Source organism: Chlorobiota bacterium, assembly GCA_016700335.1.
GTDB lineage: Bacteria > Bacteroidota > Ignavibacteria > OLB7 > OLB7.
Genome location: CP065014.1, coordinates 3,056,799 through 3,074,661, shown reverse-complemented (window position 1 = coordinate 3,074,661; position 17,863 = coordinate 3,056,799). Strand labels below are relative to the sequence as shown.

The following is a 17,863-nucleotide window of genomic DNA, read 5'->3' as shown; positions in this document are numbered from 1 at the left end:
CTTATATTTATTAAACTATTTAATGCAGATTATTAAAAAAAATTTAAAATAAAATATGAATAAATTTTCAAAATTACTGGGCTTATTTGTAGTATTGACAGTTGTGTTGTTATCTCAATTAAAAGCCCAAAATGTTTTTACTGACTACACTAAAGCCAAAGGTGGAACAATTATTCCATTAGGTGGTGGAGCTCAAACAATTTTTGGAGCTAATGTAGATGATGTTACATCTGGAGCTTTCCCAATAGGATTTAACTTTAGTTTTGCATGTAATACCTATTCCAATGTTTGGGTTTCTTCAAACGGAATAGTCTATTTTACTGGTGCTGGAAGTCAAAATTGTTGTAGTGGGAATGTGCCGTTTACAGGATTATATCCATGCCTATGTCCGTTTTGGGATGATCTTTATACGGGAAGTAATGGATATAATAAAATTGAAACTCAAGGTACAGCTCCGAATAGAGTATGTATAATTGAATGGTTTACTGGTCCTTGCTGTAGTGGAACAGCAACAGATAGAATACAAGCTCAATTGTTTGAAGGTACAAATAATATTGTATATGCTTATGAAGGAAGTTTTACTGTTTATGGCGGTAATGCAGGTATTGGGGTAATTGGAAATACAGGTTTTAATCAATACATTGCATGTAATCCAGGAGATGTATTTAGCACATCTGCATCTAATACTTGGGGACTTGGTCCTTCACCTTCAAATTATTTATTCACTCCTCCATCACCAATAATATCTGGAAATGTACCATCAGCATTATCACCAACTTTGTTAAGTGATGGATCTGATGAGTTTTTAGGAAATGTGCCAGCATTAGGTTCACCATTGTTGACAAATACAACATTTTCTACAACATCAGGTGCTACACCTGGTCCGTTTACTGTAAGAAATGCTGGATCTTCAACATTGACTTATACTTTTTCAATTGTAAGAGATGCAACAATAGCATCAGGGGAATACCAATTTAATGCTGGTTGTAATTCTTCTACTGGAACAACAGCTTTATCAGGTGTTTTTAATACATCTCATCCAACTTTCGGTACTTTTGAACCAAGTAGTCAGCTGAGAGTAACGGTAAACCCTGGAGCTACATATACTCCATGTATAATATTTAATCCAACATGTGGTGGAACAAGAAATGCAACAATATCAGTAAGTGATGGCTGTGCATTAAGGAATTATAAATTAAGAGCAGTAGCAGCTGATAGAATAAATATATCTGATCCAGGATTAGATCCTGGTAAGGTTGCTTTGCCAATATCATGTGGTGTTTCATTAATGGATGGAAGGATTTTTCCTACTTACCAAGTACCAATGGGAACAACAGGAACATTCAGACCTTTGAACTTTACTAATACTAATCTATCAGCTGCAACAAATGTAACTGTACAGATAGTAGGAGCTGGTGGATCTTTGTATGGTGTTTCAACTTCAGGGTTACCAGGAGGACCATTTTCAATAGGAGCATTTAATGTAGTAGTTCCAGCAGCAGGAACTTGGACGCCATATATCAATTTCACCCCAGCAAATATTGGTTGTAATGCTGATGCAAAATTAAGATTGACCTATGATTGTAAAACTTGTGAATTTGATTTACGAGGATTTGGAGCAGGAAAAGCAGTAGATGTAATAGTTGAAAACAAATTAGCAAATACTTTAAACTACTCAGTTTTTAATACTTCTCCAACATTATGTAGTACAGAATTAATTTACTTACCAATTACAATAATAAATAAAGGGAACTTACCAGTAAGTGTATCAACTGTAAAAATATATCAATTAGATGTAAGAAGTGGTCAAGGAGTTCCGCCATATCAAATATTGAATCCATTAACATCAATGAGTGATTATGGTTTATTTACAAATGTACCAATAATTGGTCAACCGATTAGTTCAAATTTAAATCTATCAATACCTACAGGTCAACCTGGAGGAGTTTACAATACAAATGCAACAACATTACAATGTACAACAACTCAAACAGTATATTTAGCTTTTCAACCTCAAACATTTGGACAGAGATTTGGAAGACTATTCATTCAAACAGATGCAACTAATTTCAGTAATCCAAACGAGTTTGGAGTAATGACACTTGGAATGTTTATTTTGGATTTGAATGGAAAAGGAGCTGGAGCATTGTTATCAGATAAAACAGGAAGTAGAATACCAGATGTAATATTTCCAGACACAAGATTAGGAAATGAGAGTAAAAAATGGTTAAAGATATATAATAGTGGAGATAAATGTGATTTAATTGTTGATAGAATTGAGATGCCAGTAGGTGATGTTGATGATGTAAAAGAATTTACATTATTAACAACTTTTCCTAAGAACAAAATCATAAGGGCATTACAAAATGACTCAATTCAAATATTGTTCACACCAAAGACATCTGGTTATAGGTATGTTGATATATTTTTCAGATCAAATGATGCCAGACCAGTAAACCAAGCAACTGATGAAAAAGGTGTTATAAAGGTAAGAGCAAGTGGCAAAGGTATAGGAGCATCGGTTATATTACAGACAACTGACTTTGGAGAATTGATTGATGGAGATGAATCTTTGAAAAACAAAGAGAGGTTAATTAAGTACTATAATAATGAATTGTCAGTTAGAAGTGTTACAGATATAAATATAAGTGGCACAAATGCAGTTGATTTTGAGTTATTAGACAAGCCACTGTTACCAAAACAAGTTTTACCAGGTGATAATTTAGGAGTAAAAGTACTTTTCAAACCAAGTTCGGGTCCAGGAATGAAAACTGCACAATTAAATATGTTATTAAGCACTGGAGATTCAATAATAATCCCATTATCAGGTGAGGTAGGAACAAGAACAATAAGTTTAGTTGCCGAAAGTAATCCTCTATCATTTGGAGCAGTAGGAGTAAATCAAGTCAGTAGAAGAACAGTAATGATTACAAATACTGGTAATAAATTATTAACAGTAAGTTCAGTAAGTATTGAAGGAGTTGATAAAACATCATATACATTGGGAACTATGTCAAGAATGAGATTAGATGGTGGGATGTCAATACCATTAGAAATTAGCTTCAAACCTGGAACAACTGGTGCAAAGAGTGGAAAATTAGTTGTTTTAAGCAATGGGACAAATGTAATACAGGAAATAGCATTACAAGGCTTATCAGCAACTACAATTAAGAGAGGTTCTTCAAAGATTAAATAATAGAAAATTATTTATAATTTTAGTAAAACAAAAGCGGATTATCTGTTAAAAGGTAATCCGCTTTATTATATATTTAAATAAAAAAAAATAAAACTATTGAGATGATTTGTCTCTAATTTCACTATGCATAATTTCACCCCCTTCAATTGCTGTAACAATTACTAAAAAAAATGAAACTAATGAAATCACCAAAACTATAAATGATGTAATAACTTTTAGTGGTTTATCCTTTCTGGAAAAATAAAAAGCAAACAAGGAGATAATACCTAAGGCTTCAATTGCAAAAAGAGCTAATTCAGCTTTTTCTTCATGTTGTTCAATAGCATCATGAGAAACGGTTGGAAAATCATAAACAACTTTTTCAGCAGGCTCACCTGTTTTAAAAGTAATAATTGTTAATAATGCTGTTATTACAAAAACCAAAAATGAAGTATTTTTAAAGAGTTCATTTCTTTTTACAAAACCGATTAATAATAAGAAAATTCCAAAAAGAACACCAAAAATAGGAATGTGGTTTAAAAGTAAATGCCAATGTGCTCCATTCATAATAAAATATTTTTAATTTTTTAATTTTTATTGATTTAACTAAAATCTAAGTTTTTTATGTGAATAAAAAGGCTTACTTTCAATTTCAATCATTTCAGAAGCAAAATTATTGAATAATTTTGAATAAATAGAATCACGTTCAATATTATACCAAAAATAGGGGCAGTTCCATATGCTAACAACATAAAGACCAAACATATAATGAGCAACTTCTTTTTTAATTAGGTTGGAATTTGTGAGTAAAGCAACCTCTTCTAGTAAACCTAATAAATCTCTTTTATCTTGAGTGGGAGTTGATGCTAAATTTGGGTCATTAGCAATAGCCATAGAACAAATTTCTTTAAAGATATGGTTTTCCTTTAAACGTCTTCTAATCAAAACAAATTGATCTACTCTTTTTTGTCTTCCCTGCCTAGTGTATTCAATTATACCATTTATAAAAGTTAATAATGCAATTACACCACTAATAAAAATTGCTATGTCTTTTAAGGAACTAATATTTAAATCATGAATCATAAATTTTATTAATATATAACTACCACGCTGATATTATTAAATAGTTACAATCAAAATATTTTAATGATAGAAGTTAGGTCAAGAGTTAACATGAAGTTTGATTCTAATTATAGTACCATTAGAATCTGATTCGAGAATTGATATTTTACCATTATGGTAATTTTCAATAATTCTTTTTGCTAATGACAAACCTAAACCCCAACCTCGTTTTTTGGTTGTAAAGCCAGGTCTAAAAATTTCACTACGGAGGCTAGAATCAATACCATGTCCATTATCACTAACATCAATAAATACAAAGTTGCCATGTAAACTTATACTTATGTTAATTAATCCTTCATTTTTTTCAATTGCATCAGCTGAGTTTCTAATTAAATTCTCAAGTACCCATTCCATTAAATCCCTGTTTATATTAGAAAATAATTTAGTTGGGTAAGGAGTAATTGTAAGTAACACTACTTTCCCTAAATGAGGTAATCTTTTTTCAAAATATTTAATTACACCTGAAACCAATTCATTTACTTCAATAGACTTTAACTCAGCATTAGAACCAATTTTTGAAAATCTTTGAGCAATAATATTAAGTCTTTCAACATCTCGTTGCATTTCATCTGTTGCTTCTAAAACTTGATTCAAATTATTTGGCTCATAACGAATTAATTCTAACCAACCAAGTAAAGAACTCAAAGGAGTTCCTAGTTGATGAGCTGTTTCTTTTGCCATACCAACCCAAACATTAGATTCTTCATTTCGCCTAACGTAACTAAACCCTATATACCCAATTAAAATAAACATAGAGACTATTATAATTTGAAAATAAGGGAGCCTCTCTAATTGGTAAATTGTTATAGAATCATCGTAAAATATGTAATTAATAATAGTAGAATCTCCGGCATGTATATCATAAATAATTAAAGGATTATATTTCAACTTCATATCCCTAATTGAAAAATTTAAAAACTTCTTTTGTAAATCTGGGCTTGTGGTTGTGTCAAGATCTAAATTTTTAATAATCTCTTTAAATGAAACAGTACCATTACCCAAAATTCTAGGTTGTGGAATTTGGTGGTTATCTGTAATAATAATTGGGAAATTAATGGCTGTTGATAAATCATGAGCTAAGGCAGCAAGCTCAGGGGAAGGTTCTTCAGCTGAATAAACTAATTGTAAAACCTTTGTATAAACTCCTAATGCTCTACGCTCTGAATCCTTTAAATTCTCGACAATTCTTTGAGTATAAAAAAGAGTACCCGCAACTATAATAAAAGCTAATACAACTAGTAATAACTTCAAATTAGCTGAAGAAGTGATTGATATTTTTCTATTATATTTTTTAATATTTAGAATAACAAATAATTATAGGAATAAAGAATTATAAAAAAACTCAATTAATAATTAATAATAGATTTAAGTAATAGATATTTCCAATTATAAATACAAAATTAAGAATTTTAATTATGCATTCTAACAATTATTAATTTCATATTCTACAACTTACCTACATTTTAAGCCAATTAAAGTTAATTAATACAATCATAAATTATCTTAAATATTTATTAATAATACTTCTCAAAAAAGTTGAAATTCTTCAAATTTATCAATAAAATCTAATTACACCTTGTTACAATTTTTACTAAAAAATTGCATAGAAATTTATATAAGTTCGTAAGATTATAATTAATGCCAAGAAATATTAGTTATCATTAAATCAATTTAAAATTAGTCGAATTTAATTGAATAGGAATTTGTAAATCTATAAAATTGAAGTAAAATTATCTAAATTATGGTTCTCAATAAAAAAAATAACATAAAAAAAAGTAGATTGAAATTGTTAATTACAACAATTAACTCAATTATGTTATTGATTCCAATTATTGTCAATTTAAAGTTTCAGAATATTAAAGAAAATATAAAAATAAGTAGCAAAAATCTACTTAAGATTGAAATAATTGAATCTAAATTCATTACAAAAAATGATGTCAAATCTTATTCAATTAAAGCACCAACTTGAATTTTTAATAAGAATTCAAATATCAAAAGATGCTAAAAAAGATAATTAGATCAATTTACAAAAGTATATAAGAAACAATAATATAATAAATCAACAAAAACTCATTTTAAAACAAAAATGAAATTAAGAAATTTACAAATTAGAGAAACAACCTTGGGGTTTGGGAAAACCTTTTGGTCATTCTTTGCAATTTGCACAATGTTTCTACTGAGTTACGGAAGTGCAGAATCTCAAATTGCATTAACAATAACTTCAAGTATGGATTTGAATGGCTATCCGGTGAATAATTTCCCGATATGTCAACAATTCGTTATGAACTTGAATTATGGTGTTGTAAGTCCAACTCTTTCTGCACTAAATGCAACAATTACTTTACCACTAAATGGTATTGAATATGTTGGGTATGTTGGTAATAGTGATATAACTAACGTATCAGTAAGTGGTGGAACCTTAACAGTGACATTTATACCAGTATTACCCGCAGGTAGTACCGGTAATGTTGCGCTTACATTGCGGTATCCATGCGGTACTACTTGTAATGGAACAATTGCTAGCTTGATGGCAACCTTTGCGGCTACCAATGCTACTAGTACTTCTACATCAGCAACGAATTTTAGTTCTAGTTCTGTTGACCCAGGTTACAATTTAAGTATTAATCAAGTTTTGTTTAATGCAGGTAGTGGAGATGCAACTTACTATTTAAGAGTTTCACCAACCACTCAACCTACAAATGCTAGATCATTAACAAATCAGAATATTTCACTTTCTTTTAATAGTGGGGCAACAGCTGTAAATTGTGGAAATCAAGGATATGGTGATAGAATTGGTGGCTTTAATACTGTTTGTACAAGTTTAGGTAATACTATTACTATTAACAGTTTACCAACAAATCCAAACTGTGGATATTATGATGTGTTTTGGGTAACAATCAGGTTTCCACCAGGTAGTTTTGCTGTTGGTGCTGCTACTAATATCACAGCACAATTAACAGGGAATCTTGGCGATATGGCTTGTAGTGATCCTGTAACTTTGAATGCAAGCTTAAATGACACAATTCCAGCACCATATACTTATCCTCAAGGAGCTGGATGTAGTGCAAGTATATCTATTAACCCAGATAACAACCCATGGGGCGCTGTATTTAAAGGTAAAAGTGGTAATATCCAAACATTAATTCAGAACGCAAACCCAGGAAATACAGATTTTTACAATTCTGAATATGAGTTCCAACTTGATACCAATGCAATGGATGCATATAGAGTAAATCTTTATGGTAATGCCGATTCTTTAAGGGCAAGAGTTTATTATAAGACTAAGAACAACCCTACTTATTCATTACTTACAACTATGAGTAATCAAGTAAATAATTATACCAATTTACCTTTATTAGGAGTGGGAGATTATTTTACTTGTATAAAATTTGTAACTGATACTTTACCTCCTGGATCTTATATCTACTATAATACAAGTTTTCATCAATTATCTCCATTAAGAGATGGAAATACAGTAAATGCAAAACCATTAAAAAGTTTTGTATGGGATAATAGTTGTGGTGCATTTACATGTATGAATGTTAAAGTAATAACAAAGGTTGAGTATCCAGCGGGAACAATCTTTAAAAGAGATACTTGCAATACTTCAAAAGTGATTGTTGAACCTTATGCAGGCATTTTTGGCTTAAGTAAATACGCAAATTTGTCAGGTCCGTATCTTCCAGATCAAATTATACCTTATCATGTACAATTTGCTGCTTATACTGAAGGTGATTCAATAGATAATTTTATCATGAGGGATACACTTCCTAATGAGTTCCAATATATACCTGGAAGTATGACAATTAATACTGGTGGTAATCCTAATCCAGTGTTTACTGTTGTTGGTCAAGTATTACAATGGAGTTGGGCTGCTAATAGTTTCCCAGATAATAAAATTTCTACCACTGCCACTTTCTATATTGATTACCAGGTAAGAGTTAAAGCTGGAACTCCTGCTGGCACTTACACAAATTGTGTATTTGCAATAGGAGATAATATTATAAGTGGTGGTTATAGCCAAAACGATACCTCTGGCACAGGAAGAGTGTGTGCAGATTTACCAGTAAGTACAGCAGCACAAATGAAAACCATTAAATGGGTTAAAGGTGCTTGTGATACTACATATTCAAGGTATCCAAATACAGCAAAAACTACACAAGGTGGAGACGCTGATTTTAGATTAGTATTAGCGAATACAGGAAACGTTATTTTAAAGGATATAGTGTTAATTGACATTCTTCCTTGGGTTGGAGATAAAGTTGTTGCAGCTGATTTTGCTAGATTATCAGAATGGAGACCAAATTTTGCAGGTGCAGTAAGGGTATTAAATAATGCTGCTGCAGATTCAAGCAACCTAACGAACACAACAATTTCAACACCATCTGGGGTTACTGTTTATTATTCAACAGAAACTAACCCATGCCGTTCAGAATTTAATCCACCATACAATCCAAGTGGATGTACAGGACCAGTATGGAGCACAACACTACCAAGCGATATTACAACTGTACAAGCAATAAAACTAACTCTTAACAGAGATTTTAATCCGCTTGATACATTAATATTTGGATGGGATATGGTTGCACCAGTAGGCGTTGCTGTAGGTAAATTTGCTTGGAATTCGTTTGCATTCCAACCAATTCGTAAAGATATTAACTTACCACTTCCAACAGCAGAACCGAATAAAGTAGGTATTGAAGTTAAAGCTTCATTACTTGCAGAATTAGGAAATTATGTTTGGAAAGATAATAATGATGGAATTCAAAATGAGACTGCTGATAGTGGTGTTAATGGTTTAAGAGTAAGACTTTGTAACTTAGGACCTAATAATCAAATAGGAGGAGGAGATGATTCATTGTTAGCAACTACATTTACAGGTAATGATGCTTTAAATAATCCTGGATATTATTTATTTCCTAATCTTCCAGCTGGTGATTATTATGTAAAATTTGATAAGTTGCCTGGTTATACAACAACAATTAAAAATGCAGGTGCTGCAACTGCTAGTACCGATAATGACGTTGATACATCTTGTCAAACTGGTAAAATTACATTAACTTCAGGACAGAAAGATTATACTTGGGATATGGGATTAATTCAAATTCCAACTTGTATAACTCCTTCTTATGGTGTTATTGATCCAAGGGCTGCAACTTGTTCTCTTGGCGTTGCACAAAAAGACGCTAGTTTCAATTTAACTTCATTAGTAAATAGTACTAAAGCGGGTATTTCAAAAGGTTCAACTTATACTGGACCAGCTTTTGCAGATCCGTTAAGTGATAGTTTGATTGCTATTAGCAGTGGTGCAGGTACACTTCAAAATCTACCAAATCCTTCTACAAATGCCGGTCAACAATATACAATTCGTATTTTCAATGGTGCAAATGATTGTTTCAAAGATACTGTTGTTACATTGCCTTATGTAAATTGTTGTGTTATATCAGTAATTTCTTCAGTTACAATAAACAGAGCAACATGTAATGGAGGAGTAGCAAACAGCGATGGCAATATAGTAGTAGTAGCAACAGGAACAGCATACAATTGCAATACTGGAGCAACATATACTGGAACATTCGCAGGAAGCACAGCAATAACAGGCGGAACATTCACAAAAGGTTCATTGCCAAATCCAACAACAAGTGGTGGACAACAATATACAATACGTATATATAATGGGCTTGATTCAACATGTTTCAAGGATACCACAGTAACATTACCACAAGTTGTATGTTGTGCATTGCCAGTATATAGTGGAATCGCAATAAACCCTGCAACATGTACAAACGGAGTAGCAAATTCAGATGGAAACTTAGTAGTAACAGTATTAGGAACTAAATATGGATGTAACACAGGCTCAGTATTTACTGGAGATTTTGCAGGAAGCACAGTAATAACAGGCGGAACATTTACAAAAGGATCACTACCAAATCCAACAACAGGAGCAGGTCAACAATATACATTCAGAGTGTATAATGGAGATAGCACATGTTACCAGGATACAACAGTAACATTGCCTCAAGTAGCATGTTGTGTTTTACCAGTATTTACTTCAATAACAATCAATCCAGCAACATGTACCAGAGGAATTGATAATGGAGATGCAAGTATAGTAGTTGTGGTAAACGGAACAAAGTATTCTTGTAATACTGGAGCAACATATACTGGTACATTTGCAGGAAGCACAGCAATAACAGGTGGAACATTCACAAAAGGTTCATTGCCAAATCCAACAACAAGTGCAGGGCTACAATATACAATACGTATATATAATGGATTAGATTCAACATGTTACAAGGATACAACAGTAACATTGCCACAAGTAAATTGCTGTGTATTGCCAACAGTTGGTCAAGTAAGTATTATACAAGTAACTTGCGATCCATTAGGAGCACCAAATAGTGATGGAATGATAGATTTAAGCGGAATCACAAATGGAGATAAAGCTGATATCAAACAAGGAATAAGCTATTTAGGAGGTCCAGTTTATGGAGCAGGAACAAACAAAACAGTAACAGGCGGAGCAGTTAGTTTCACAGGTTTATCTAATCCTGGCACTCCTGCTGGTCAATCTTATACAGTAAGAATTTGGTCATATAATGATACATGTTATAAAGACACAACAGTATTGTTACCAACAAAAACTTGTATAATACCAAAGGCAGCATTAGGAAATTTTGTTTGGAAAGATTACGATAGAAACGGAAGACAAGATGCATTAGAACCAGGAATACCAGGAGTAACAGTAACATTATGCGATAGTGCAAATAATGTACTTGGAACAGAAGTAACAGATGGATCTGGTCAGTATTTGTTTGATAGTCTAGAACCAAACAAAACATATATTGTAAAGTTCCCAACAGTATTACCAGATGGATGCAGACTAACAAGTCCAAATCAAGTTGGAGTTGCAGACAGTTTAGATAGTGATGCAGATGGAACAACAGGATCTACAACACCAGTATTTTTAGGACCAAAAGAGACAAACTTAACTTTAGATGCTGGTTATATTGTATCTTGCCCAACAAGTGCATTAATAGCAAATATCAACGGTCCAATATGTATAAATTCAGAAGTAACACTAAACGGGACAGTAACATTTGAGAATGGAGCATTACCATTTCAATATCAATTCTGTAGAGTAAATACAAATGGAAGTTATACACCAGTAGGAGCAATTGGAACAGTAACAAGTGGAACATCACCAATTAATGTGTCAGTTACATTCACAGCAACAGCACTTGATAATGGAAAAACATTCATATTGAAGGTTACAAAAGCACACTGTGAAGATTTAATTAGTGATAATACTGATCCAATTATAGTTGAAAGTTGTATACCTAATTTTATATTAGATCCATTAGAAGTAACATCAGCCTGCCCTGGAGATTATGTTACATTGAACGGACATGTTGAAGGTTCTGATAATTCATTACCATTCACATATCAATTCTTCTGTGAAAAAGGAGGAGTGTTAACACCATTAGGTGTACCAATGACAGTAACAACTGGTACATCTCCATGGGCAATTTCACAAACAATTCTGATTACATCAGCTTATCATAATAAGAATTTTGTAGCGAAGATAACAAATATCTATACTGGACAAGCGGGAGTTTTCTCAAATTATGTTGGACCATTGAATGTTCGTAACAGCTGTTGTCCAACCCCAGAGATGAAGCCAGTAGTTGGAGGATGTCCAGGAGACTTCATACATTTGAATGCTGAAATTACAAGTGGAGTTTTCCCAATCACATATCAGTTCTTCTGTGAACAAGGTGGAGTTTATACACCAATATCACTACCAAAAACTGCATTGAGTGGAACATTCCCAATAGTAATTGCAGATTCAATAATAGCAACAACTGCATATAATGGAAAGAACTTCACAATAAAAGCATGGAGTCCTTTGGCATGTCCAACAGGAGTATACGCAGTAGGTGAAGGACCAATATCAATTCGTAATAAATGTTGTCCAAGAGAAGAGGTAATAGATCCATTACCACAGTGTGTAAATGATACATTTAGAATTAGTGGCACAGTATTTACACCAGAGTTTCCATTTACATATCAATTCTTATGTTATGATGGAACAACTTATACACCAGTTGGATTAGCTAAAACAGTGTTAAGTGGTACATCACCAGTAAGTATAACAAGTGATGTAATTCAAGCAACAAATGCAATAAATGCAAAACAATATACTGTAAGAGTAACAACAGCAACTTGTCCTTATCCAGGCACATTGGCAGTAACAAGTGAGCCATTAGTAGTAACAAGTCCATGTTGTCCAAAACCAGCATTAACAATAGATCCAACAAATGTATGTTGGGGTGACAAAGTAATGTTGAATGGAACAATCAGCAGTAAAGAGTTCCCAGTTACATATCAATACTTCTGTGAAGTAGGTGGTGTTTATACAGCAGTAACTCCAGCAAGAACATTGTTATCTGGTATAACTAATACACCAATATCAGTAGTAGATTCATTTATAGCAACAACATCACATAATGGAAAGAACTTCACATTGCAAGCAAGAACATCACAATGTCCAAATGGAGTTTATGCGGTAAATGCAGGACCATTAACAGTAAGAAATAATTGTTGTCCAAATCCAAGCATAACATTAGAACCAAACAACGTGTGTTATGGAGATACAATACATTTGGCATCAACAATATTTACGCCTGAGTTTCCATTACATTATCAATTCTACTGTGAAACAGGAGGAACTTATACACCAGTAAGCCCAGCAATGACGGTATTAAGTGGTACATCCCCAGCAACAGTAAATTGGGATGTAGTAGCAACAACAGCATTTAACGGAAAGAACTTCACAGTTAAAGCATGGACAAATGGAATATGTCCAGCTGGAGTATTTGCAATAAATGCAGGACCATTAACAGTAAGAAACAATTGTTGTCCAAAAATCAATATAGATTCAATCACACCACAACCGGTATGTATAGGAGAAACATTTGAAGTAAATGCAACAATACAAACAGCATTGTATCCAGTAAGTTATCAAATATATTGTGAGCAAGGGGGCAACTATACAGCACTAGAACCACCAGTAACAATAGTTAGTGGCACAGGAACAGAGACAATAGATGAGAGTATAATTGCAACAACAAACTTAAGTGGAAAGAATATCGTAATAAAAGTATGGAACAGCACATGTCCAAATGGAGTATATTCATTAAACTACGGACCATTTAGAACAAAGTTCTGTAGATTTGATTTGGCGTTACGCAAGAAGATAGACTTCACAGCAACACCATCACCATTTGTACCAGGAAGTGATGTAACATTCCAAATAGAGGTATTTAATCAAGGAGATATAGCTGCATATAATGTAGAAGTAACAGATTATATACCATCAAACTTCACATTAAATGATGGAAGTTGGACATCAGTAGGAGGAGGAAAGGTAACGAAGACATTAGCGGGACCAATAATGCCAAATACAAGTCAAATGTTAAGTATAACATTGAAGATAGATCCGAACTTCAGAGGAGATTTACTAGTAAATACTTCGGAGGTAAGCAAAGCGGATAATGATGATAATCCAGCAACACCAAATGCGTATGTAGATATCGATTCAGATCCAGACAACGACATCAATAATGATGGAGTAGCAAAGAACGATATGATAGATGAGGATGGAAAGAACAATCCAAATGATGATGAGGATGATCATGATATTGAACCTGTAAGAGTAGATAGATTTGACTTGGCATTAACCAAGAAGATTCAACAACCATCACCAAGTTCATATAGTCCTGGGGATACAGTAAATTATGTAATAGAAGTAACAAACCAAGGAACAATACCTGCAAACTATATAGAGGTAACAGATTATATTCCAAGTGGACTTATTTTAATAGATAATCAATGGACAATCCCAGTAGGCAACACAACAACAAGACCGTTTTTTGCAACATTGCCACCAGGATCATCATATCAGATGAATATCAGATTTAGAATAGATCCAAATTATACAGGAGGAGATATAACAAATGTATCGGAGATAGATTCAACAAACACACCATACGGACCGTTTGTAGATATCGATTCATGGACAGATAACAATCCAAATAATGATGGAACAGCAAAGAATGATGTAACAAATGAGGATAGAAAACTTGATGGAACAAAGGATGAAGATGATTCAGATCCAGAAACAATCAAGGTGGTATTAGATGCACAATTAGGAGATAAGGTATGGTATGACAACAACCTAAATGGCATTCAAGATCCAAGCGAACCAGGAGTAAAAGATGTAATAGTATGTTTATATAATGGATCAACATTATTAAAACAAGATACAACAGATGCAAATGGAAATTACTTATTCGAGAAACTATCACCAGGCACATATTCAGTTAAGTTCAAAGATCTACCAAGTGGATATATATTCACAGACAAAGATCAAGGAACAAATGATAGTACAGATAGTGATGCAGATATAACAGGATCAACAGTAAGTACAGTACTAACAGCAGGTGAAAAGGATAGCACATGGGATGCGGGCATCTGGAAGCCAGCATGTATAGGAAACAGAATATGGGTTGATTTAAATAAAGATGGCATACAGGATAATGGAGAGCCAGGAGCATTTGATGTAGGAGTAACATTATACAAATCAGATGGAAGCTTGGTATCAACACAGAATTCAGTAGCAGGAGGAATGTATAAGTTTGGAGGCTTACGTCCAGGAGATTACTATGTAGTATTTAACAAACCAGCTTTCTTTGATGGATTTACAATAAAAGATCAAGGAAGCAATGAAGATAAAGATAGTGACGTAGATCCATTAGGAAAAACAGTAGTCACAAATTTAGTATCAGGTGAGTATGATTCAACATGGGATGCAGGATTGATAGTAGAAGATGTTAAACCAGCATGTATAGGAGATAGAGTATGGGTAGATCAAAACAATAATGGAATCCAAGAATATGGAGAAGCAAGTGCATCAGGAGTAGAAGTAATATTGAAGCAAGCAGACGGTACACCAGTAGATACAATGTACACAGATGCATTTGGATATTATAGTTTCTGTGACTTAATGCCAGGCGACTATTATGTATGTTTCAGATTACCAGATAACTTTGAATGGGCACCAAGCAATCAAGGAACAAATGATAGCTTAGATAATGATGTAAATCCAAATACAGGCTGTACAGAAGTAACAACATTAACATCGGGAGAAAATGATCCAACATGGGACGCAGGATTACATCCGAAACAAGTAGTACTACTAGCATCAATAGGAGATAGAATATGGGTAGATACAGATAAAGATGGAATCCAAGATTCAGGAGAACCAGGAGCAAGTGGAGTATGTGTAAAATTGTACAAATCAGACGGGTCATGGGTAGGAACAATGAATACAGATGGCACTGGACATTATGAATTCACAGGATTAATACCAGGAGATTATTATGTAGAATTCTGTTTACCAAATGAATTTACATTTACAATTAAAGACCAAGGAACAAATGACAGCTTGGATAGTGATGTAGATCCAATAACACGCAGAACGATAGTAACAACATTGGTAGGAGGAGAAAACGATCCAACATGGGATGCAGGATTGGTAACAAAAGAGATCTTAGCAAGTGTAGGAGATAGAGTATGGGTAGATACAAATAAGAATGGCATACAAGATCCAGGAGAACCAGGAGCAAGTGGAGTATGTGTAAGACTATACAAATCGAATGGAGATTTTGTAGCTCTAACATATACAGATGGAACAGGATATTACTTGTTCGATGGACTTCAAGCAGGAGATTATTATGTAACATTCTGTTTACCAGATAACTTTACATTTACAATTCAAGATCAAGGAGGGAATGAAGCAACCGATAGTGATCCAAATATCACAACAGGAACAACAGCAACATTTACATTGAATGCAGGAGATGCAAAACGCGATGTAGATGCAGGATTAGTATCAACACCAGAAGTGGCGTCAATAGGGGACAGAGTGTGGGTAGACTTAAATAAAGATGGAGTACAAGATGTAGGAGAACCAGGAGCATTTGATGTAAAAGTAGTGTTACATAATGCAGATGGTTCAATAGTATCAGTAACACATACAGTAGCAAATGGATTCTATCAATTTACAGGATTAACACCAGGAGATTACTATGTAACAGTATGCAAACCAGATGAGTTTGAATACACAGTAAGAGATCAAGGAGGAAACGATGCAAAAGATAGTGATGTGGATCCATTAACAGGAAATATGATAGTAACAACACTAGTTGCAGGAGAAAACGACATGACATGGGATGGAGGCTTGATAGTAAAAGATCAACCACTAAAAGCAGTAATAGGAGATAGATTGTGGTTAGATAAAAACAAAAACGGAGTACAAGATCCAGGCGAACCAGGAGTACCAAATGTGAAAGTATGTTTGTATAAAGCAGATGGAACAATAGTAAGATGCGATACAACAGACTCAAATGGAAATTACTTGTTCACAGAAGTAGATCCAGGATGTTATTACGTTAAGTTTGGCTTACCAACAGGATATGACTTCACATCCAAGGATCAAGGAAGTAATGATGCAATAGATAGTGATGTAGATTTAATGACAGGAATGACAAGTACATTCTGTGTAGTAGGAGGAGAAACAAAACTAGATGTAGATGCAGGGGTAGTATGCCATGCACCAACAGTAGTGCCAAGTATTACATCACGTGGAGATGCAAACGAACTTGAGATAACGCTAACAGGAATAGTAACAGGAATAGATCCAACGTTTAATTATCAATTCTGTGTAGTAGTAAATGGAGTATCAACCCCATTACAAGGAGTACAGATGATAACAAACGGAACACAACCATTTATCTTAACATACACATTCATAGGTACAAGTGCAGACTTATCTAAGAAATATGTATTGAAGGTAGGAAAAGAGGATTGTCCAATAGAGGTAGTATTACCAGTAGAGTTAGCAGAATTTACAGGAGAGTTGATAGACAATGGAATTGCAAAACTAGATTGGAGAACAGCATCAGAAACAAATAATGCAGGGTTTGACTTAGAACGCAGCATAGTAAGAAACGGAGTAGAAGGACCGTTTGAATTTGTAACATATGCAAAGAGTCAATCACAAGGAGGCACATCAGCAAGTGGATATAAATATAATCACAGCGATGATGTAAATTGGTTAATAGGAGATGCAGAGAAGTTAGTATATCGCTTGAAGATAAAAGATATAGACGGAAGATTTGAGTATGCAAAACAACGAGTAACAATCGAGTTGAAGGAAGAGGTAACAGCAGGCTTAAGATTAAATTTAAGCAATGCAACACCAAACCCAGCAAACACAAAAGCAAAGTTCACATATACAGTACCAGTAGCAACAAAAGTTACAATAAACATATATGATGGAACAGGAAAGATAGTAAAAGTAATTGAAGAAGGTCAAGTAAGTGAAGGAAGCCACGAAGTGGTAATGAACTTACAAGATTTATCAAGTGGAGTTTATCGTTACAGTTTAAACGCAATGGGAAAAAGCGTAACTAAATCAGTAACGGTTGTAAAATAAAGGAT

5 protein-coding genes are annotated in these 17,863 nt (G+C 33.6%); 2 read left to right on the top strand and 3 right to left on the bottom strand.

Going from position 1 to position 17,863, the window contains the following annotated elements:
* The first annotated feature begins 55 nt into the window (after window positions 1-55).
* Window positions 56-3,196, top strand: coding sequence for a choice-of-anchor D domain-containing protein (locus IPP08_12460; protein ID QQS66551.1), 3,141 nt, complete (start codon window positions 56-58; stop codon window positions 3,194-3,196).
* 93 nt (window positions 3,197-3,289) lie between these two features.
* Here IPP08_12460 and IPP08_12455 read toward each other — a convergent pair whose 3' ends face one another.
* The 3 genes from IPP08_12455 to IPP08_12445 all read right to left on the bottom strand — a co-directional run bounded on the left by IPP08_12455 (window position 3,290) and on the right by IPP08_12445 (window position 5,548).
* Window positions 3,290-3,742 (bottom strand): hypothetical protein, encoded by a 453-nt coding sequence (locus tag IPP08_12455; protein QQS66550.1) that lies wholly within the window; start codon window positions 3,740-3,742, stop codon window positions 3,290-3,292.
* A gap of 39 nt (window positions 3,743-3,781) precedes the next feature.
* Window positions 3,782-4,258 carry a hypothetical protein gene (locus IPP08_12450; GenBank protein ID QQS66549.1) on the bottom strand — a complete coding sequence of 159 codons (477 nt, stop codon included), beginning with the start codon at window positions 4,256-4,258 and terminating at the stop codon, window positions 3,782-3,784.
* 78 nt (window positions 4,259-4,336) lie between these two features.
* On the bottom strand, window positions 4,337-5,548 hold the full coding sequence (locus tag IPP08_12445; GenBank protein QQS66548.1) for a HAMP domain-containing histidine kinase: 1,212 nt from the start codon (window positions 5,546-5,548) through the stop codon (window positions 4,337-4,339).
* 835 nt (window positions 5,549-6,383) lie between these two features.
* On the opposite strand from IPP08_12445, the gene IPP08_12440 reads away from it, so the two are divergent.
* A complete protein-coding gene (locus tag IPP08_12440; protein ID QQS66547.1) occupies window positions 6,384-17,858 on the top strand; it encodes a DUF11 domain-containing protein in 11,475 nt (3,824 codons plus the stop codon).
* The last annotated feature ends 5 nt before the right edge of the window (window positions 17,859-17,863 follow it).